The organism is Spirillospora sp. NPDC052269 (assembly GCF_040679435.1).
Classification (GTDB): Bacteria; Actinomycetota; Actinomycetes; order Streptosporangiales; family Streptosporangiaceae; genus Spirillospora.
The window spans coordinates 98197-117557 of sequence record NZ_JBFAUU010000014.1; the positions used below are offsets into that span (position 1 = coordinate 98197).

General features: G+C 71.0%; 15 protein-coding genes. 8 read left to right on the forward strand and 7 right to left on the reverse strand.

Translation table 11 applies throughout. The annotated features are described in order from the left end of the window. Positions 1 to 607 precede the first annotated feature (607 nt). Both ettA and AB0L06_RS28620 read left to right on the forward strand, forming a co-directional pair. Positions 608 to 2272, forward strand: coding sequence for an energy-dependent translational throttle protein EttA (gene ettA, locus AB0L06_RS28615; protein WP_500234207.1), 1665 nt, complete (start codon positions 608 to 610; stop codon positions 2270 to 2272). A gap of 233 nt (positions 2273 to 2505) precedes the next feature. Beyond that, positions 2506 to 2946: an acyl-CoA thioesterase gene (locus AB0L06_RS28620; protein WP_500234208.1), complete on the forward strand. Its 441-nt coding sequence runs from the start codon at positions 2506 to 2508 to the stop codon at positions 2944 to 2946. 165 nt (positions 2947 to 3111) lie between these two features. On the opposite strand, the gene AB0L06_RS28625 is transcribed toward AB0L06_RS28620, so the two are convergent. Together AB0L06_RS28625 and AB0L06_RS28630 are read right to left on the reverse strand one after the other, a co-directional pair. Beyond that, positions 3112 to 3948: an alpha/beta fold hydrolase gene (locus AB0L06_RS28625; protein ID WP_500234209.1), complete on the reverse strand. Its 837-nt coding sequence runs from the start codon at positions 3946 to 3948 to the stop codon at positions 3112 to 3114. Between the two features lie 14 nt (positions 3949 to 3962). Beyond that, positions 3963 to 5540, reverse strand: coding sequence for an MFS transporter (locus AB0L06_RS28630; RefSeq protein WP_500234210.1), 1578 nt, complete (start codon positions 5538 to 5540; stop codon positions 3963 to 3965). Between the two features lie 122 nt (positions 5541 to 5662). Here AB0L06_RS28630 and AB0L06_RS28635 point away from each other — a divergent pair, with 122 nt between their 5' ends. The 3 genes from AB0L06_RS28635 (at position 5663) to AB0L06_RS28645 (ending at position 8100) form a co-directional block, all read left to right on the forward strand. Next, positions 5663 to 6106 (forward strand): MarR family winged helix-turn-helix transcriptional regulator, encoded by a 444-nt coding sequence (locus AB0L06_RS28635; RefSeq protein ID WP_500234211.1) that lies wholly within the window; start codon positions 5663 to 5665, stop codon positions 6104 to 6106. 98 nt (positions 6107 to 6204) lie between these two features. Further along, entirely contained in the window at positions 6205 to 6426 is a 222-nt protein-coding gene (locus AB0L06_RS28640) for a hypothetical protein (protein ID WP_500234212.1), read from the forward strand. Between the two features lie 252 nt (positions 6427 to 6678). Continuing rightward, positions 6679 to 8100 carry a S28 family serine protease gene (locus AB0L06_RS28645; RefSeq protein WP_500234213.1) on the forward strand — a complete coding sequence of 474 codons (1422 nt, stop codon included), beginning with the start codon at positions 6679 to 6681 and terminating at the stop codon, positions 8098 to 8100. A 333-nt stretch (positions 8101 to 8433) separates the two neighbouring features. Here the strand turns inward: AB0L06_RS28645 and AB0L06_RS28650 are convergent, their stop codons facing one another. From AB0L06_RS28650 to AB0L06_RS28660, 3 genes are all read right to left on the reverse strand, one after another. Further along, a complete protein-coding gene (locus AB0L06_RS28650; RefSeq protein WP_500234214.1) occupies positions 8434 to 8835 on the reverse strand; it encodes a globin in 402 nt (133 codons plus the stop codon). A gap of 107 nt (positions 8836 to 8942) precedes the next feature. Then, positions 8943 to 9971: a mechanosensitive ion channel family protein gene (locus AB0L06_RS28655; RefSeq protein WP_500234215.1), complete on the reverse strand. Its 1029-nt coding sequence runs from the start codon at positions 9969 to 9971 to the stop codon at positions 8943 to 8945. A 510-nt stretch (positions 9972 to 10481) separates the two neighbouring features. Next, positions 10482 to 10841 (reverse strand): hypothetical protein, encoded by a 360-nt coding sequence (locus AB0L06_RS28660; protein ID WP_500234216.1) that lies wholly within the window; start codon positions 10839 to 10841, stop codon positions 10482 to 10484. Positions 10842 to 11341: 500 nt separating this feature from the next. Here AB0L06_RS28660 and AB0L06_RS28665 point away from each other — a divergent pair, with 500 nt between their 5' ends. Together AB0L06_RS28665 and AB0L06_RS28670 are read left to right on the forward strand one after the other, a co-directional pair. After that, entirely contained in the window at positions 11342 to 13030 is a 1689-nt protein-coding gene (locus tag AB0L06_RS28665) for an NsdA family TPR-like regulatory protein (RefSeq protein WP_500234217.1), read from the forward strand. A 5-nt stretch (positions 13031 to 13035) separates the two neighbouring features. After that, positions 13036 to 13803, forward strand: a complete 768-nt coding sequence (locus AB0L06_RS28670) for a GNAT family N-acetyltransferase (protein ID WP_500234218.1) — start codon at positions 13036 to 13038, stop codon at positions 13801 to 13803. Between the two features lie 131 nt (positions 13804 to 13934). On the opposite strand, the gene AB0L06_RS28675 is transcribed toward AB0L06_RS28670, so the two are convergent. Both AB0L06_RS28675 and AB0L06_RS28680 read right to left on the reverse strand, forming a co-directional pair. Beyond that, positions 13935 to 14714: a class I SAM-dependent methyltransferase gene (locus tag AB0L06_RS28675; RefSeq protein WP_500234219.1), complete on the reverse strand. Its 780-nt coding sequence runs from the start codon at positions 14712 to 14714 to the stop codon at positions 13935 to 13937. A gap of 76 nt (positions 14715 to 14790) precedes the next feature. Then, a complete protein-coding gene (locus tag AB0L06_RS28680) occupies positions 14791 to 16869 on the reverse strand; it encodes a prolyl oligopeptidase family serine peptidase (RefSeq protein WP_500234220.1) in 2079 nt (692 codons plus the stop codon). 309 nt (positions 16870 to 17178) lie between these two features. Here AB0L06_RS28680 and AB0L06_RS28685 point away from each other — a divergent pair, with 309 nt between their 5' ends. Continuing rightward, the gene (locus AB0L06_RS28685; RefSeq protein WP_500234221.1) at positions 17179 to 18975 is read left to right on the forward strand and encodes a hypothetical protein; all 1797 of its coding nucleotides are present in this window, start codon (positions 17179 to 17181) and stop codon (positions 18973 to 18975) included. Positions 18976 to 19361 lie beyond the last annotated feature (386 nt).

Sequence of the window (19361 nt, forward strand, 5' to 3'; positions counted from 1 at the left end):
TTTCGTGCACTTCATGTTCTGCCTGCGCATACGCCCCCGGGGGGTGCAGCTTGCGCCTCGTGTGACTTGCTCGTCCGCGTTGTTGGTGTGGTCCTTGGGCTCGGGCATAGGGGCTGGCGTGCCGGGTGACAGGCAGTTCGAGTCCTCAATCTGCGTGCCTGGGGCTTCGAGTTCGCGTGTGAATGGGTGTGGGCGCGCTTGTCGATCTTGGGGGCTTGGGGTGGTGGAGCGGGCTTGTGGTCGAGGTTTTGGGGCTCTGCATTGAGGGCTGCCCTGGATGGTGGGTGTTGGGGACGGCCCGGGGTGATGGGGGTGGTCTCTGCCACATTTGTGGGGCGGGCTGGATGAGGTGGGGAGTCCGGTTCCGAAGTCAATTCGGGTGGTGAGGGGATGGCATTTTGGGGGGCTTTTGGGGGATTTGTGTGGGCGGACGGGCTTGGGGTGGGGTGGATGGGGTTCGGGTGATCAGCGGGCGCGGTGGGGCAGGGGGTTCGGGGTTTGGGGGCCGGGGGCTTGGGGGTGGGGGGTCGGGATGGGTTTGGGGGAGGGGGTGGGGTCTTCGAAGGGTGCGACGAACGGTGCCCGGGACCCAATAGGCTTGAGGATTATGGCCGAGTACATCTACACGATGCAGCGTGTGCGCAAGGCACATGGCGACAAGGTCGTCCTGGACGACGTCACCTTGCACTTCCTGCCCGGCGCCAAGATCGGCGTGCTGGGCCCGAACGGCACCGGCAAGTCGACGCTGCTGCGGATGATGGCCGGTCTGGAGCAGCCGTCCAACGGCGATGCCAAGCTCATGCCAGGGTTCACGGTGGGCATCCTGCAGCAGGAGCCGACGCTGAACGAGGAGAAGACCGTCCTCGGCAACGTCGAGGAGGGCGTCGCCGAGACCAAGGCGATGCTCGACCGGTTCAACGAGATCGCCGAGCAGATGGCGACCGACTACACCGACGAGCTGATGGCGGAGATGGGCAAGCTGCAGGAGCAGCTCGACCACCGCAACGCCTGGGACCTGGACTCCCAGCTCGAGCAGGCGATGGACGCGCTGCGCTGCCCGCCGCGGGACGCCGACGTCACCAAGCTCTCGGGTGGTGAGCGCCGCCGCGTGGCGCTGTGCAAGCTGCTGCTGCAGGCCCCCGACCTGCTGCTGCTGGACGAGCCGACCAACCACCTGGACGCCGAGTCCGTCCTGTGGCTGGAGCAGTTCCTCGCCAAGTACGAGGGCACCGTCCTCGCCGTCACCCACGACCGGTACTTCCTGGACAACGTCGCGACCTGGATCCTGGAGCTGGACCGCGGCCGCTGCCACCCCTACGAGGGCAACTACTCCACCTACCTGGAGAAGAAGGCCGAGCGGCTCAAGGTCGAGGGCAACAAGGACGCCAAGCGCAAGAAGCGCCTCGAGGACGAGCTGGAGTGGGTCCGGTCGAACCCGAAGGCCCGCCAGACCAAGTCCAAGGCCCGTCTCGCGCGGTACGAGGAGATGGCCTCCGAGGCCGCCAAGACCCGCAAGCTGGACTTCGAGGAGATCCAGATCCCGCCGGGGCCGCGCCTGGGCAACACGGTGATCGTCGCCGACAAGCTCAACAAGGCCTTCGGTGACCGGGTGCTGATGGACGACCTGTCCTTCAACCTGCCGCCGAACGGCATCGTCGGTGTCATCGGCCCGAACGGCGTCGGTAAGACCACCCTGTTCCGCATGGTCATCGGCGAGGAGCAGCCGACCGACGGCGTGCTGCGCGTCGGTGAGACCGTCCAGGTCTCCTACGTGGACCAGGGCCGTGGCGGCATCGACCCGAACAAGACGGTGTGGGAGGTCGTCTCGGACGGCCTGGACCACATCAACGTCGGCCAGGTCGAGATGCCGTCCCGCGCCTACGTCGCCGCGTTCGGCTTCAAGGGCCCGGACCAGCAGAAGCCCGCCGGCGTCCTGTCGGGCGGCGAGCGCAACCGGCTGAACCTCGCGCTCACCCTCAAGCAGGGCGGCAACGTCCTGCTGCTGGACGAGCCGACCAACGACCTCGACACCGAGACCCTGTCGAGCCTGGAGAACGCCCTCCTGGAGTTCCCCGGCTGCGCCGTGATCACCTCGCACGACCGGTGGTTCCTGGACCGCATCGCCACGCACATCCTGGCGTGGGAGGACGGCTCGAACTGGTTCTGGTTCGAGGGCAACTTCGCCGACTACGAGAAGAACAAGATCGAGCGCCTGGGCGCCGAGGCGGCCCGTCCGCACCGCGTGACCCACCGCCGCCTCACCCGCGACTGACCGGACGCGCGACCGCCGATTCCGTCGGCGGTCCCGCCCTGGCCGTCCGAAGCGCCGCGTCCTCCTGGAGGGCGCGGCGCTTCTGCGTTCCCGGCCGGGGGATTGTCCGGGTATGGCAAGGGGTTGCCGGACACAAACCCCGGCGGGTTGTTGTGGGACGGGCGCATGAAGGACGGGCCGGGGCGGCGGGTAGCATCGGCGCCCGATCCACTTTCGACGACCCGGGCGAGGACATGCAGAGCGGTGACGAGCGGCCCATGGCGGACTTCCGGCACGTTTACGAGTTCCACCTGCGGTTCGGCGACATCGACTCGCAGGGGCACGTGAACAACGTGAAGTTCCTCGGCTACCTCGAGGACGCCCGGCTGGAGATGTTCCACGCCGATCCCCTCCGCAAGGGCGAGGAGCCCGTCCGGGGGATGGTCGTCGCCCGGCACGAGATCGACTATGTGACGCCGCTGCTGCCGACCATCGAGCCGGTCCGGGTGGAGACCTGGATCACCCGGGCGCGAGGCGCGTCGTTCACGCTTTCCTACGAGGTGCGGAACGACGAGACCGTGTTCGCGCGGGCGACCTCGGTGCTCGTCGCGTTCGACGTGGAGAACAACCGGCTGCGCCGCTTCACCCCCTACGAGCGCGACTTCGTCGCCCGCTACCTCGCCCCTGTCGAATAGCCGAACGACCGAGCGGCCACGCGACGAATCGCCCAGTGGCGAGCGCCGAGCCCTCAGCGCCGAGCTCGAGTGGCGAGCGCTGAGCGTCGAGCGCCCAGCGTCGAGCGGCCAGCGTCGAGCGGCCACGCGTGGTTCGCGTGGCCGCTTCGATGTGGGCTGGTCGGGTCAGAGTGAGATCGTCGTGCTCGCCTGGACGTCGAGGATCTCGGCGAAGGTCCGGACGAACAGTTCGGGGTTCTCGAAGGGGAGGCCGTGGCCGCCGGGGACCTCCACGAGGCGGGCGCCCGGGATGGCCTCGGCCAGGTGGCGCTGGTGGTGGGGCGGGACGATCCGGTCGTCCAAGCTGGAGATGATCACGGTCGGCGCGGTGATCCTCGGGAGCAGGGCGGTGATGTCGACCGTGAGGTCGGTCTCGACCTGGCGGACGTAGCCGTCCGACATCGCCTGGATCGCCTGGATCGCCTGGGTGAAGCCGGCCGTGGCCGCTTCGAAGTCGGCGTCGGTGCGGCTCCGGAGGGCGGCGTCGCCCATGGCGGTGAACTGGAGCAGACGGGCCTGGAGTTCGGGGTCGATGCGGGTGAGCCGGGCCCAGAGGTCGAACTGGAAGGCCATCCAGGGGTCGGTCTTCGCCCATCCGGCGTGCGGGGTGAGGGACAGGACGCGGTCCGGGGCGGTTCCGGCGACGGCGGTCGCGACCGTTCCGCCCAGGGAGTGGCCGGCGATGTGGAAGCGGTCCATGCCGACGTGGTCGGCCGCGCCGAGGACCTGCCTGACCAGGTCTTCCAGGTGGATCGGGCCGCCGGAGTCGCGGGTGGCGCCCGCGCCCGAGAGGTCCAGGGCGAGGAGGGTGAAGCGGTCGGCGAGGGCGTCGATCAGCGGGCCCCAGTTGCTGGGGCCGTCCGCGCCGGTGCCGTGCACCAGGACGAGTCCGGGCCCCATGCCGGTGATGAGGTAGTTGACGGTGCTGGGACCGGTGCTGAGCTGGACGTCGACGGTAGGCATTCTTTCGGTTCCTTTCAGAGGACGGGTTCGGCCACCGCGCGCCGCTCGACGGCGATCGCGGGGGCGGTGTCAGAGACAGAGACAGGGGCGGGACGGAGGAGGCGGGCGACGACCAGCGCTCCGACCAGGGACAGGGCGGAGAGCGCCCACAGGACGTTGTGGAGCGCGCCCGCGTACGCGTGCGTCGCGGCCTCGGCGTAGCCGGTCGGCGTGATGCCGTCCGGGGGAGTCATGTCGCCCTGCAGCAGCCGGGACGTGGCGTCCGACGCGGTGCGATCGCCGTAGCGTCCGGCCAGGTCGGAGCGGGTGAACGTGGTGAGCAGCGCGCCGAGGACGGCGACGGCGATGACCTCGCCGCTGATCCGGGCGGTGTTGAACACGCCCGCGGCCATCCCGGCACGGGCGGGCTCGACGGCGGAGATCGCGGCGCCGTCCATGATGGCCAGCGAGATCCCGAAGCCGGTGCCGATCAGCAGCAGCGGCGCCGCGAGCGACCCGGCCCCCGCGCCGCCCGGGACGAGCGCCAGCAGCGCCGTTCCGGCCGCGACCAGCAGCAGCGTCAGGACGAGCAGGGTGCGCTGGGACAGCCACCGGCCGAGGACGCCGGTGAGCGGCGGCAGGACGAGCGCCGGCCCGGTGAGCAGCATCAGCGTCAGGCCGGCCGTGCTCGCCGACGCGTGCAGCGTCGCCATGAGGTACGGCGGCAGGACGATGGTGAGCGCGACGAACCCGAACGCGAGCAGGAAGGGCATCGCGGAGATCGCCACGAAGCGCGGACGGGTCAGCAGCGCGAGGTCCACGAGCGGGCTCGGGTGACGCCGTTCGACGATGCCGAACGCGGTCAGCAGGAGGACGCAGGCGGCGAACCCGCCGAGGACGGCCCCGTGCGTCCAGCCGAGCGCCGGGCCCTCGACCAGCGCGAACGTGAACGCGGAGAGGCCGAGCGTGAAGGTCGCGGCGCCCGTCCAGTCGATCGGCCCGGACGCGTCCTGCCGCGACTCGGCGAGCAGCGGGACGGCGAGCAGGCTCGGCAGCAGCGCGACGGCGGCGGCGCCGAAGAACGCGCGCCAGCCGAGGCCGGTGACGAGCACGCCGGCGATGACCGGGCCGAACGCGAGGCCGAGGCCGAGGACGGTTCCGAACACGCCGAACGCGCGGGCGCGGGACGGTCCGTCCGGGAAGGCGGCGGCCAGCAGGGCGCTGCCGCCGGTGGTCGCTGCGGCGGCTCCCGCCCCGGCGAGCAGGCGCGCGCCGACGAGCGTGGCGATGTCCGGCGCGAGCGTCGCGACCAGCATGGACGCGGTGAACACGGCGAGTCCGCCCGCGAACATCCGGCGCCGTCCGATCCGGTCGGCGAGCGAGCCGGTGGTCGCCATGAGGCTCGCGAAGGTCAGGAAGAAGGCGTTCACGACCCACTGGGAGGCGGCGAGGCCCGTGTGCAGCGACCGTCCGACGTCGGCGGTCGCCTCGGCGGCGCCCGTGGCGGTGATCGGGATGAGCAGCAGCGCGCCGCACACCACGGTGAGCGTCACAGCGGGCGAGGGCCGCCGGTGTGAGGCCGGAGGCGAGGAGCGCCGGGCGGAGCCGGACATGGATGCGTCCCTTCGAGGTCGAATAACCATAAGAACCCTGATGGAGATAAAAGATCTGACATGGATGCGTACCTTGTCAAATCGTCGAGGGTTGGTAGGGTTCCCTGCGGAGGGGAGGTCCGATGGAGGCCGACGAACGGATCGAGCGGGCCACGGCATGGCGTCCGGGCTCGCTGATCAAGCGGGCCGAGCAGGCGCTGATCGCCGAGAAGAGCAGGGTGTTGAGGCCGTTCGGGCTGACCGTCCCGCAGTACGCGGCGATGTACGCGCTCTCACTGGCCCCGGGCATCTCGGGCGCGAGGCTCGCCCGGTACTGCGCGGTGACGCCGCAGAGCATGACGACGGTGCTGAAGGCGCTGGAGGGGCGTGGCCTGGTCGAGCGCCATCCGTCCGAGGACCACGCGCAGGTGCTCGTCACCCGGCTCACCTCCGAGGGCGAGGCCCTCCTCGGGGAGGCGGACGCCGAAGCCGTCGCGGTCGAGCGCCGGATCGTGGGCGCGTTCGACGCGGACGAGCTGGAGACGCTCCGCGCCCTGCTCCAGCGGGCGGTGGACGTCCTGATCTGACTTTCCGGAGCTTTCCGGAAATAGTGCTCCTGAACTGGGGTAACGATCTCGCCGAACGGGGATCAATCGGACAGAAGCCACTCCCCTTCGAGGTTCCGATGTCCCCCTATGTCTTCGGCTGGATCCTGTGGGTCGCGATGTTCTTCGCGATCGAGATCCCCGCGCTGTTCAACCGGCAGCCGGGCGACACCCTGTCCGAGGTGATCTGGAAGGTGTTCGCCATCCGCGGCAAGCCGATCGGCTGGCAGCTCCGCCGCCTCGTGCTGGTGCTCGGGCTCGCCTGGCTGGTCACCCATCTGCTCAGCGGCGGCATGGTCTGACCGTCTCGCCCGCCACCCACTCGGTGGCGCCGTGGTTCGCTCGTCCCGCTCGCGCTGTCGATCTTCTTCGGCCCGTTCACCTGCGGTTTCGGCGTGTCGTGTGCGTCCGTGCGGGGATGGCCTGGTCTGATGCCGGGAGAGCGCCACACGGTCACGGGTGTGTAACAAGCGTCCCTGCGGTATGTTTTCGTCCCGCTTCTTACCTCTACGGTCGCAACGCGAATTGTGGCGACCCCACGTGAAGGTGAGAAGATGCGGCGCTTTTCCCACAGGGCGATGACCCTGCTCCTGGCCGGTGGCCTGACCGCCTCCGGACTCGGCCTCGCCGGCGCGGCCCAGGCCGCGGCCCCGGCTGCGAGCGGCGACATCCTGGCCCAGCTCAAGGCGATCCCGGGCATGACCGTCCAGGAGAAGACCTCCACCCTGAACGGGTACCGCTGGTTCTGGCTGACCTACAAGCAGCCGGTCGACCACCGCAAGCCGAAGGGCCAGTGGTTCGAGCAGCGCATCATGCTGGAGCACCGGGACGCGAGCGCGCCGATGGTGGAGTACACCAGCGGCTACAACACGCCCGAGACGATGTTCCAGTCGGAGCCGACGGCGCTGCTGAACGCCAACCAGATCTCGGTCGAGTACCGGTACTTCTCGCCGTCCCGCCCGGCGGACGCGAACTGGAAGAACGACAACATCTGGCAGGCGGCGACCGACGAGCACCGCATCGTCCAGGCGCTCAAGCCGATCTACAACTCCAAGTGGATCAACACGGGGGCCAGCAAGGGCGGCATGACCGCGACGTACCACAAGCGGTTCTACCCGAACGACGTCGCCGGTTCGGTCGTCTACGTCGCGCCGAACGACTTCAACAACAAGAAGGACGCGGCGTACGACAAGTTCTTCCAGACGGTCGGCACCGACCCGCAGTGCCGCGCCCACGTGAAGGACCTGGCCCGCGAGATCCTCAAGCGCCGCACGGCCATGGAGACCCGGCTGGGCGCGGACGCCAAGACCAACGGGTGGACGTTCTCCCTCCTGAAGGGCGTCGACCGCGCCTTCGAGAACTCCGTCATGGACTTCGAGTGGGGCTTCTGGCAGTACCACCTGCAGTCCGAGTGCCCCTCGCTGCCCGCGACCACCGCGTCCGACGACGACATCTACAAGGTGTTCATGGACGTCGCCGACGGCTCGTCCTACGCCGACCAGAACCTCGAGGCGTACATCCCGTACTACTACCAGGCGGGCACGCAGCTCGGCTGGCCGTCGCCGAAGTTCCCGAACCTGCACGACCTGCTGCGCTACGAGAGCAGCTACGTGCCGCGGACGTACGTCCCGAGCGACATCGCCATGAAGTTCGACAACGGCAAGGCGATGCGCGACGTCGACTCGTGGGTGCGCGGCAACGCGAACCACATGCTGTTCGTCTACGGCGGGAACGACCCGTGGGGCAGCAAGCCGTTCCGGCTCGGCAGCGGCAGCCGTGACTCGGCCGTCTACGTCGCCCCGGGCATGAACCACAGCGGCAGGCTGATCGCCAAGCTTCCGGACGCGCAGCGCGCCAAGGCCGTCGCGGACCTGCAGCGCTGGGCCGGCGTCGCGCCGACCATGATGAAGGCCAGCTCCGAGGTTCCGATCCCGATGGGCGAGGACCCGACCCTGGCGCAGCGCCCCCCGCTGTAGCCGCAGAGCCGTGAGCCCCTCGCGGGCTCCGGTTCCCACCCCCGAGGCGTGGGACATGGACCATCCCCCAGGTCCACGTCCCACGCCTCGTCATTTCTCCACGCCTGGCCTGTTCTCCACGCCTGGTTCGTCGTCGTCGACGATCCAGGCGGACGCGTCTCCGGGCAACAGATCGCCCAGCAGCTCCTGACGCAGCGCCAGGATCGCGTCATAGCAACGATCTACCTGGAACCATCCGAAACTTCACTCGACCGGCCCCGCGCACGCCGAGGCCCCGGGCTCTGCGCCGCGGGGCCGGGGTCGGGTCGTCGGGAAAGTGCCGGGCGCGCCCGGTCAGGAGGGGGAGTTGATCATGGCCTGGGCGGCCATCGTGAAGTAGTTCCAGAGCATCCGCTCGGCCTCCGGGGGGAGGTCGCGCTCGGCGACCGTGTCGTCCAGCGCCGTGCGCATGTGCTTGAGCCAGGCCTCCTTGGCCGTCTCGTTCACCACGAACGGGACGTGCCGCATGCGGAGGCGCGGATGGCCGCGCTCCTGGCTGTAGGTGTTCGGGCCGCCCCAGTACTGGATGAGGAACAGCCGCAGGCGGTCCTCGGCGGGGCCGAGATCCTCCTCCGGATACATCGCGCGCAGCGCCGGGTCGTCCGCGACGCCCTGGTAGAAGCGGTGCACGAGGAGGCGGAAGGTCTCCTCGCCTCCGACCGCCTCGTAGAAGGTCACCTGCTCGGGTTCAGCCATAACGACCCAAGCCTATGCGGTGGGGACCCCCTTGCGCCTCTTGATCGTCCGCCACATGGAAACGGCCGTCCGCGCGCGTGGGCGGGACGGCCGTGAAGGAGGGCGGCTCAGGAGACGGCGGGAGCCACCGAGACACCTGCCTGGTCGAAGGCGAGCTTCACGCGCTCGCGCAGCTCGCGGGCGCAGGCGCCCTGCTGGCCCGGCGCGGTCTTCAGCACCACGCGGATGACCAGCGCGTCCGCGGCGAGGACCTGGACGCCCCAGACCGAGGGCGGCTCCAGGATGAGGTCCTTCCAGGCCGGGTCCTCGGCCATCGCGTCGGCCGTGCCCTGCAGGATGTCCTTGACCTTCTCGACGTCCTCGCCGATGTCGACGGGGATGTCCAGCACCGCGCGGCCCCAGTTCTGGGACTCGTTGCCGACCTTCTTGATCTCCCCGTTCGGGACGTACCAGACGACGCCGTTGACGTCCCGCATCCGGGTGACCCGCAGGGTGACCGCCTCGACCGTGCCCTTGGCGCTGCCCACGTCGATCACGTCGCCGACGCCGTACTGGTCCTCCAGCAGCATGAAGATGCCGGCCAGGCAGTCCTTGACGATGTTCTGCGCGCCGAAACCGACCGCGACGCCGATGACGCTGGCGCTGGCGACGATCGGGGTGAGGTCCAGCCCGAGGTAGCCGAGGATGCTGAACAGGGCCGTCCCCATGATCACCACGGACGCGACCGAGCGCAGCACCGAGCCGAGCGTCTTGGCCCGCTGCGCGCGCCGCTGGGACAGCAGCGCCTGGCTGCCCTCGAAGATCGTCCGGCTCTTCTCGCGGGCCTTCTCCGAGATCGTGCCCTCGGCCATCCGGTGCGTGATCTTGGTGATCATCCGGTGCGCGATGTTCCGGACGATCAGGGCGATCACGAAGGTGACGACGATCGAGACGAGCTTGCCGGTCCAGACGTCCATGCGGTAGTCGTAGACGAACTTGGTGGCGCCGGGGCTGTGGGTGACGTTCCAGAACAGCCGGCAGGCGGCGTTCGGATCGGCGCCGCAGTACTGCTCCGCCTTGCCGTCCATCTTGACCAGGGGCTCGCTCAGCGCGACCGCCGCGTGGACGGGCGCGCTGGACGCCACTGTGCCGTACATGGGGGCAGACCCTCCCGACCGATGGTGGATGCCGCGTCACATCGTCGTGGACCTGCGGCGGTACGAGCCCGATCGTAGGGGACGGTGACGACGGGTTCGTCCAACGCCGGACGATCGACGCGCATCGGACGGTGAGGGTCTGCCCTTGACCGCGGGCCCGTTCGGACGGGCATGGGAAGTGGACCCGCGGTCGCTCAGTGGGGGTGGGGAAAGAGGCGCTGGTCACATCGCCGCCCGCCCGGCCCGGGCTCCCGGCGGCCTGCGGGCGGCCTGCCCGGCAGGTGAGGACCCGGTGGCCGGCGGGCGCCGTCTCGCTGTCCGGCCGGTTCCCCCCGGGCCGGGGTGCGAGATCGGCGGCCCGCCTCTGCCGGACCGCGGAAGATCAGGAAGGCGGACGGTCCGGCGTGTCGGAGGCTCCGGCACGCCGGATGGGGCTGAGGGGCGGGTCCCGCGGGGGCCGTGGCTGCCGCGCCGTGTCGGCCACGGCCCCCGGGGACGCTTCCGGCCCCGTCAGGGACGGCCCGAGAGCCTGATCCCCGCGGTGGCCGGATCGCGGATCTCGAAGCCCTGCGCCTCGAGACCGCGCGTCTGTTGTCGCAGCGGCTGCAGGACGTGCGCCAGTTTCGACGCGGCGCCGTGCGGGTCGTCCACCCGGTGCATGCGCTCCCCCCAGGACCACCAGTAGTAGTGGTCGCGCGTCTCCGGCGCCGGAGCGCAGGTGACGTCCTCGGCCAGGCTCGCCGCCTCCGGGTTCACCACCCGCAGGAACGCGGGTCCGGACCGGGTCCGGACCACCCGCGCGACCAGGCCGCGCGTGTCGAGTTCGTGCTCCAGCTCCTCCAGGTAGCCGACGCGTTCGTCGTGTGCCACCTGCGCACCCCCTCCGTCATCCGTGCTCTCCGAGGACCGCTCGTGCCGTTCCCGCGTGGCCGAACGCCCTCGCGCCACGGGTTGATGATCTTCATCCCGGCCGGGGCCGGACCCCCACGTGATCGAACTCAGTGCTTCCGTACCACTACACGCGGCGAGAATCGCAACCCCGACGGTGGTGGGTCAAGGGCCCGGCCGTCCTCCGAAGTACGGGTTTCCCCATCCCGGGCGGAGGTCCACAGACCTTGGAGGAGAAATCTCTACCCGGGGGAGGGAAGGCGCCCCCGACGCACCCGTGTTTCTTGGGAATCGCTTGGCCCGCCCTGGCATGGGCGTTACGCTGCGTGCGCAAGAGATTATTTCTCGTATCGCCAGCTCACCGCCGGTGTGCGGGAAATCCCCGTCCGATGAGGTTGACCTAGCTACCGGTCGCCGTGGCCCCGAGGTCAGGCCCTCGCTCCCGAGGACCTCCCCGGCCCAGCGGTGAGGAGGCCGGAACGATGTCAGACCCCCCGAAGAAGGAGACGGACATCGCGCGCCGGATCAGGGCGCGTGGTCTCGCCAGGGGACGCGCCCCCGCCCAGATCGCGGTCGACATTCACGATCAGTGCGGGCCGCTGTTCGGCATCACGCCGATCAAGGCGCACCGCCTCGCCCACGGCGTGGCGCTGTCCGACATCGTCGCCCAGGTCCGGGCGCTGTTCGAGATCGACGGCAAGCCCGAGCCCAAGCTCGGGGACACACTGCTGTCGGCCTATGAGAGCGGTTACAAGCGTCCCGGCCCCGAGTACCTCCACTACCTGTGCTCGGTCTACCGGGTCGAGCCCGATGACCTCGGGTACCGCAGCCCCTGCATCTGCGGGCGTGGCCACGCGACCCGTCCCGCCGAGGCCGGAGGCGGCCCGCTGCCCGCGGGCGTCCCGTCCCCGCGGGATCCGGGTCTCCGCTCTCCGGCCGACACCGAAGCCCTGATCGGGGCGGTGGTGGTCCCGGCACCGGACGATCGGCACTGGATCTCCGTCAGAAACCCCAGGGGTCCGGACCGCGCTGACGGCCCCGCCTCCATTGATGTGGGAGAGGAGGACATCGTGCTACGTAGGACCCTGCTGAGCCTGCTGGCCGGATCGGGCGTGGTGACGCTCGACGGCCAGTTCCTCGGCGCCGTGGACAACCTTCGGCGCAAGATGGACGACACCCTGGTCAGCGCCACCGTGTCACCGACGATGCTCGACCAGTGGGAGGAGACGACGCTCGGATACGGGCAGCAGTACCAGGCGACACCGTCGCTGCGCATGCTCTGCGACGTGCTGCTCGACTTCTCCGAGGTCCGGCGGATGGCCGACAAGCGCCAGCCCGTCGAACTCCAGGAGCGGCTGCTGAGGATCGCGGCCCAGTTGTCCGGGCTGTCCGGGCTGATCATGATCAACCTGGGCGACCACCGGCTCGCGCGCTCGTTCTTCCGGACGGCGCGCACGGCCGCCGACGAGACCGGCGACCGCAAACTGCGCGCCTGGGTGACCGTCCGCGAGGCGCTCGTCCCGATGTACTACGGCGACCCGCGCGAGGCCCTGCACCTGGCCCGAAAGGCGCAGGACCTCGCCGGACGCGACCCGAGCGTGGCCGCCGCGATGGCGCCGGCGGTCGAGGCGCGCGCCCTCGGCCAGCTCGCGCTGCGAGGCCGCGGCGACGCGGCGCCGAGCGCCCGCCGCGCCCTGCTGCGCGGCCGGTCGGTGTTCGACCAGTTGAGCAAGGAGCACACCGGTGACCTGGTGTTCGGCTTCACCGAGCGGCAGATGACGTTCTACGAGGGTGACACCTACACCAACCTGGGCGACCACAAGGGCGGGGAGGAGTCACTGAGCAAGGCGCTCACGCTGTACGCGCCGACCGACCGGGTCGACCTCACACTGGTCCGGCTCGACCGGGCGTCCTGCAAGCTGCACGCGGGCCAGCCGGACGCGGCGCTGGACGCCGCCCGGGAGGCGATCATGGATCTGCCCTCCGAGCACCGCTCCGACATCCTCGTCCACCGGGCGCGGCAGGTCGGCGCGGCGGTCGGCGCCAAGCACCCGGGCCTGCCCTCGCTGAACGAGTTCTACGAGTCGTTGTCCGGCCCGAACGTCCAGGGCCCGTCCGGCGCGCCGCCCGCGCCGTCCAAACCGTCGGTTCCGCCGGCCGAGCAGGTCTGATGCGCATGCCACAGTCAGAGGGCCAGACGCCGCCCGGTTCCCAGGCCGTCCCGGCACGTCCGGAGGCGTCCGGCGACCGGGCCGCCCAGGCCGCCGACGGAGCGCCCGCCCCGGAGCACACCGGGGCGGGACACGCCGAGGGCAGGCATGCCGGGGTGGAGCACGGCCCCGTCCCGCGGCGGCGCCGCGCCGAACGACCCGACCTCGTCCGCGTGGGGGGTGACCCGCCGTCCTGGGAGTACGGCGGGCTGGTCCTGCGCCGGTACACCGAGGCCGACCACGCCGCCGTCCTCCTGCTGCACCGGCAGGGCCTCGCCCAGGTCGGACTGCGTCCGGGCGACGGGGTCTACTACGATCACGACTTCTTCCGGATGCAGGAGATCTACCTCCGGGGCGACGGGGAGTTCCTCGTCGGCGAGGTGGACGGACGGATCGTCGCCATGGGCGGCCTCCGCCGCGGCGACCTCGTCCCCGGCGGCGCCGAGCGCGCCCAGGGGGCCGGGGCGCCGGTCGCCCGGGTCCGCGACGAACCCGCGGTCGAGATGGTGCGGCTCCGGGTGCGGCCGGAACTCCAGCGCCGCGGCTACGGCGAGGCCGTCGTCCACGCGCTGGAGGAGCGGGCCGCCGAGCTCGGCTACCACCTGCTGCGGGCCGACACCACGTCCCGCCAGGGCCCCGCCCTCGCGCTCTACCGCAAGTTCGGCTGGCGTGAGACCAACCGCGAGGTCATCAACGGCATCGTGAACATCTATATCGAAAAACGGATTCGCTGAGAAACCCACTGAAAAGACTCCGCTGAGCACCAGCGGACCCCCGGGACGACGGCCTCCGGCGGAGGCGCGGTCCGCCGAAAGGCCGTCGTCCCGGGCTTTTTCATGCCCTGCCCGATTCAGCTGGGCTGGGGCTATTTCAACTCAGCAGCTATGAACTGCATCAGGGGGTAGCGGCGGTGGTGGAGGACGGTGAGGCCGCGGGCGGTGAGCTCGTCGGGCAGGTCGTCCTCGAAGACGGTGATGCCGGTGGCGCGACCGAGGAGGTCTCCGGCGACGCGGGTGGCGGGGAGTGTCGGACGGCGGCTGGTGAGGATGACCAGGCGTCCGCCGGGACGCAGGACGCGGGCCATGCCGTCCAAGGCCGTCCAGGGGTCGTCGAACAGGTAGAGCGCGCCGAGGCAGCTGACCGCGTCGAAGACGCCGGTGCGGAACGGCGGGTCGATCGCGTTGCCGCGGACGTAGGCGATGCCCTGGCTGTCGGCGGCGGCGCGGGCGAGCATGGACGCGGACGCGTCGAGCCCGACGACCAGGCCGTTCTCGCCGACGCCGGTCGCGACGGCGCGGGTGGTGTTGCCCGGCCCGCAGGCCAGGTCGAGGACGGTCGCGGCGGGCTTGGTGATGTCGCCGGGCTGGGCGAGGCCGAGCCAGTCGCGGGCGAGCGCGTGCTCCTCGGCGGTGCCCGGCCCGGACGGCCAGCCCTTGGCGATGTTGAACGCGACCGGGCGCCAGATCCTCTCGTAGATCTGCGGCAGCAGCGTGGACTGCATGGCCCGCTGGGCGAGCGTCGGCGCGGGCTCGGCCTCGAGGAGATCCAGGTAGCCGTCCGGTGCGGCGGGCGCGTCCGGCGGGTCCGAGAGCAGTGCGCAGACCCGGTCGAGCAGGTCGTCGTCCTGGGGTGTCGAAGAGGGCACGAACGAATTCGATCATGCGTCGGGGCCCGGTGTCCCGGTGGGGGCGGCGGTGTGGCCGACCCCACCGAGGGCCGTCTCAGGACAGGTCCAGCCCCGTCTCGTGGGCGAGGAAGGAGAGGTTGTCGGTCATGAGGGCGGCGGAGCGGCTGACGGAGCGGGCGGCGTGGCCGACGTCGGACTCGCGGCGCAGCAGGACGGGCTCGTCCGAGGACGTGGCGTGCTGGAGCGCGGCGCACATCTTGCGGGCGTGCAGCGGGTCGACGCGGCCGTCGCTGTCGAAGATGGTGAACAGGACGGCCGGGTACGCGACGTCCTCGTGGACGTGGTGGTACGGCGAGTACGCGAGGAGCCACGCCAGCTCGTCCGGCTTGTCGGCCGAGCCGTACTCGTCGTTCCAGATCTGGCCGATGCCGAACTTCTCGTAGCGGACCATGTCGAGCAGCGGCGCGGAGCAGATCACGGCGCGGTACAGGTCGGGACGCTGCGTCAGGGCGGCGCCGACGAGCAGGCCGCCGTTGGAGCCGCCGGAGATCGCCAGCTGGGACGGGGTGGTCAGGCCGTCCGCGATGAGGCGCTCGGCGGCGGAGTGGAAGTCGTCGAAGACGTTCTGCTTGCGGTCGCGCATTCCGGCGCGGTGCCAGTCCTCGCCCTCCTCCGAGCCGCCGCGCAGGTTCGCGATCGCGTAGACGCCGCCCGCCTCGACCCAGGCGAGGATGGACGCCGAGTACGCCGGGGTCAGCGAGACGTTGAAGCCGCCGTATCCGTACAGGACGGTCGGACGCGGGCCCTCGCCGCCCGGACGGGAGATCACCAGCATCCGGACGGGCGTCCCGTCGTAGGACTCGTAGGTGACCTGCCGCGTCTCGATCTCGGGCACGGTGACCGAGCCGGGCGCGGACGCCCACACCCGCGTCTCGCCCGTTCGCGCGTCGTAGTGCAGCACCGACGACGGCGTGACGTTGTCGGTGTAGCCGAACCACGCCTCGTGCCCGCCCTCCGGGCGTTCGACGATGCCGCCGACCGAGCCGAGGCCGGGCAGCGGGACGGCGCCGAGCCGCTCGCCGGTCGCCAGGTCGTGCACGGTGATCTCGCTGATCGCGTGCCGCTCCCAGCCCGCGAGCAGGACGGGCCGGTCGAGGTCGTCCAGGATCGCGTAGTCGGTGAGGACGGCCTCCGGGTCCTCGGGGACGAGGTCGCGCCAGGTCTCGTGGGACGGGGCGGACGGATCGGTCACGCAGATCCGGGAGCGCGGCGCGTCCCGGTCGGTGAACACGTAGGCGCGTCCGTCGCGTCCGACGTGCAGGCCGGTCGAGGCGTCCACCCCGACCTGGACGGGACGCAGTCCGGGGCTTTCGAGCGGCGCGGCGGCGAGGTCGGCGATCCACAGGTCGTTGCGCGGCGCGGTCCCGGCGGACGCGGTGACGGTCAGCCAGCGCCCGTCGCGGCTGACGGCGATGCCGTAGTAGTTCGTCTTGTCCAGCCCGTCGCCGAAGACCAGGACGTCGTCGGTGTCCGGATCGGTGCCGACGCGGTGCAGGTAGACGCGGCGGTGGAACTGCTCCTCGCCGTCCGGGACGTCGCCCGGCGCGAGCCGCCGCACGTAGTAGTACGCCTCCCCGCCCGGCAGCCACGCGACGACGGAGTTGCGGGTGCGGTCGATCGGCCCCTCGACGCGCTCGCCGGACGCCACGTCCAGCACGTGGAGCAGGGACTCCTCGTCGCCGCCGTGCGAGACCTTGTAGGCCAGCCGCCGCCCCTCCTTGTCGGGCTGCCAGCCGTCGAGCGTGGTCGTGCCGTCCGGGTCGAGCGCGGTCGGGTCGACCAGGACGCGCTCGGCGCCGTCCGCGTCGACGGTGTAGAGGACGGGATGCTCCTGCTCGGCGGTGCGGCGGGTGAAGAACCGCCGCCCGCCGCGCCACACCGGCGCGCCGACGCTGCCCGCGCCGAGCAGCTCGCGGAGGCGGGCGCGGAGCCGGTCACGTCCGGGCAGCCCGTCCACCGTGTGGTGGAACAGGTCGTCCTGCGCCGAGAGCCACTTGGCGGTGTCCTCGGAGTCGGCGTCCTCCAGCCAGCGGTACGGATCGGGCACGCGGTGACCGTGCAGGTCGTCGGCGACGTCCAGGCGGAGCGCTGAGGGATATTGCGGTCGACTCATGCGAAGCACTGTATTCATCTCGACCTGAGCTTGATCCCAGATCAATTACCGTAACGAGGTGTACACGCACAGTGACATCGGTAGATAGGCAAATGATCACTGGGTTCATCAACAACGGGGGAGTACATGAAGAACAGCAAGGCCGTTCGCGGGACTGTCCTGGGTGGAGCGCTGGCCGGCGCCGCGCTGCTGGCCGCCGGACCCGCACAGGCCACGCCCATACCCGTCCCCGGCCACGCTAACGCCACGCCGGGGTTCATTCCGTCGCACGCCACCCACGATCTCACTCCGACTCCGACATCGGCACAAATGCAGGACACGCCCGCCATCGCGGCCGCGAACCCCGCGGGCGCGCACACAACGGCACAGAACACTCCGCGGACCCGGCCCACGAACCTCACGCACCCGGGCGCGCCGTCGAACTTCGCGCCGGGCCAGGCGCCGCACACGACGCCCGCCGACCCCGCGCCGATCACGGCGCCCGCGAACCTCGCGCCGCGCACCGCGCCCGTGAACCTGGCGCCGCGGGCCAAGCCGCTGAACCTCGCGCCGCGTACGTCGCCGTTGGGCATGACGCCGCGCAAGCCGCTGAAGTTCGCGCCGAGGACCACGCCCGCGAACCTCGCTCCGCGCACGACGTTCACGAACCTGGCGCCGGGCCAGGCGCCGAACCTGGCGCCGCGGACCACACCCAGGAATCTCGCGCCGCGTACGTCGCCGTTCGGCATGACGCCGCGCAAGCCGCTGAAGTTCGCGCCGAGGACCACGCCCGCGAACCTCGCTCCGCGCACGACGTTCACGAATCTCGCGCCGCGGACCACGCCCTTTTTGAGCGTGACGCCGCAGTCCGCGAACGCCGTGCCCCGCACGACGCCGAACTACGTCCCGAGGACGACGCCGAACTTCGTGCCGCGTACGACGTCCAACCTCGTGCCGCGCACGACTCCTAACTTCGTGCCGCGTACGACGTCGAACCTCGCCCCGAGGACCGCGCCCGCGAATCTCGCGCCGCGCACGACGCCTCTGAACCTGGCGCCGCGGACGGCGCCCGCGAACCTGGTGTCTCGGGCCACGCCCGCGAACCTGGCGTCGCGGGCGAACTCCGCGCCGCGGACGGCGTACAACCACGCGCCGCGGGCCACGCCCGCGAATCTCGCGCCGGGAGGTGGGGCTCGCGGGGCGGGCCCGGAGACCGGGCAGGTCGTGGTCTCCTACACCGCGCCGAAGATGGCGCAGGCCGGCGGGGCGGTGAAATGGGGCTGGACGGTCCGCAACGCGGGCAGCAAGGCCGTGAAGGACGTCGTCCTCGTCCACTCACTGACGCCGCGGCTCAAGGTCGGCAAGCTGCCGAAGGAGTGCAAGGAGGCCGGGAGCGAGGTCCGGTGCTCCTACGGGGAGCTGAAGGCGGGGGCGACCTCGTCGGGTGACCTCGCGGCCGCCGTGCCGTCGAACGCGACGGGGACGGTCAAGATCAACGGCAAGGTGACCTGGCAGCCGGGCGTGGCGGCGGACCCCGCGCCGCCGACGCCGAGCTCGAACGGCACGACGGGTGCGAACAACGCGACCGGCGCGGACAGCTCGACGGGTGCGAACAGCGCGAACGGTGCGAACGGCGCGAACGGCGCGGACAGCTCCATGGGGGCGAACAACGCGAACGGTGCGGACAACGCGACCGGCGCGGACAACGCGACGGGGGCCGACAGCGCGACGGGGGCGAACAACGCGACCGGTGCGAACAACGCGACGGGTGCTGACAGCGCGGCCGGTGGCGACAGCGTGATGGGTACGGATGCTCAGAATGGTCAGACCTCGGCGAATGGCCAGGACGCGTCCAACGCTCAGACCACGCCGAACGCTCAGACCATGCCCACCGGTCAGGCTTCGCCGAACGGGCAGACCACGCCCAACGGGCAGGCTTCGCCCAATGGCCAGGGCATGCCGAGCGGTCAGCAGGCGCCCAGTGGTCAGGCTTCGCCGAACGGTCAGGCCGCGGGTAACGGTCAGCAGGCGCCGAGCGGTCAGCAGGCGTCCAACGGTCAGGACTCGGCCAGCGGTCAGGACTCGGCCAATGGTCAGGACGCGGCGGGCGGGGCGGGGGCTTCGTAGCGCCGGTCCGGCCGGGGTTCGGGGGTGATCCGGTCCGGCCTTTGGGACGGACCGGGCCGCCGGGCCCGCGCGATGGCCCATGGCGCCGGAAAAATCCCGGCGCCGTGGGCCTCGGCCGTTCGAACCGTCGTGATCGTGGGGATGAAAGGGGGTAGCGGGCGGTCAGCTCAGGGGCCACACTGATTGCGGGCCGGCCGTTTCGGTCGGCTGCCACCGCCCGCCCCCGCGGGCCGGGCAGTGGACGGCAGGGCAGAAAAAGGACGGACCGGAAACGCCCCTGGGGAGGTCCTCGTGGCGGGTGCACAGGTGCCGGAGACGATACTCGGGCCTCGGACCGGGGCGCGTGCGAGTCGTGCGCCCGCCGAGGCGAAGAAACGAACAGCACA

Bases quoted from the DNA above. Each gene is read 5' to 3' on its own strand.
- ettA (WP_500234207.1), top strand. From the start codon at position 608: ATGGCCGAGTACATCTACACGATGCAGCGTGTGCGCAAGGCACATGGC.
- AB0L06_RS28620 (WP_500234208.1), top strand. From the start codon at position 2,506: ATGCAGAGCGGTGACGAGCGGCCCATGGCGGACTTCCGGCACGTTTAC.
- AB0L06_RS28625 (WP_500234209.1), bottom strand. From the start codon at position 3,948: ATGCCTACCGTCGACGTCCAGCTCAGCACCGGTCCCAGCACCGTCAAC.
- AB0L06_RS28630 (WP_500234210.1), bottom strand. From the start codon at position 5,540: ATGTCCGGCTCCGCCCGGCGCTCCTCGCCTCCGGCCTCACACCGGCGG.
- AB0L06_RS28635 (WP_500234211.1), top strand. From the start codon at position 5,663: ATGGAGGCCGACGAACGGATCGAGCGGGCCACGGCATGGCGTCCGGGC.
- AB0L06_RS28640 (WP_500234212.1), top strand. From the start codon at position 6,205: ATGTCCCCCTATGTCTTCGGCTGGATCCTGTGGGTCGCGATGTTCTTC.
- AB0L06_RS28645 (WP_500234213.1), top strand. From the start codon at position 6,679: ATGCGGCGCTTTTCCCACAGGGCGATGACCCTGCTCCTGGCCGGTGGC.
- AB0L06_RS28650 (WP_500234214.1), bottom strand. From the start codon at position 8,835: ATGGCTGAACCCGAGCAGGTGACCTTCTACGAGGCGGTCGGAGGCGAG.
- AB0L06_RS28655 (WP_500234215.1), bottom strand. From the start codon at position 9,971: ATGTACGGCACAGTGGCGTCCAGCGCGCCCGTCCACGCGGCGGTCGCG.
- AB0L06_RS28665 (WP_500234217.1), top strand. From the start codon at position 11,342: ATGTCAGACCCCCCGAAGAAGGAGACGGACATCGCGCGCCGGATCAGG.
- AB0L06_RS28670 (WP_500234218.1), top strand. From the start codon at position 13,036: ATGCCACAGTCAGAGGGCCAGACGCCGCCCGGTTCCCAGGCCGTCCCG.
- AB0L06_RS28680 (WP_500234220.1), bottom strand. From the start codon at position 16,869: ATGAGTCGACCGCAATATCCCTCAGCGCTCCGCCTGGACGTCGCCGAC.
- AB0L06_RS28685 (WP_500234221.1), top strand. From the start codon at position 17,179: ATGCAGGACACGCCCGCCATCGCGGCCGCGAACCCCGCGGGCGCGCAC.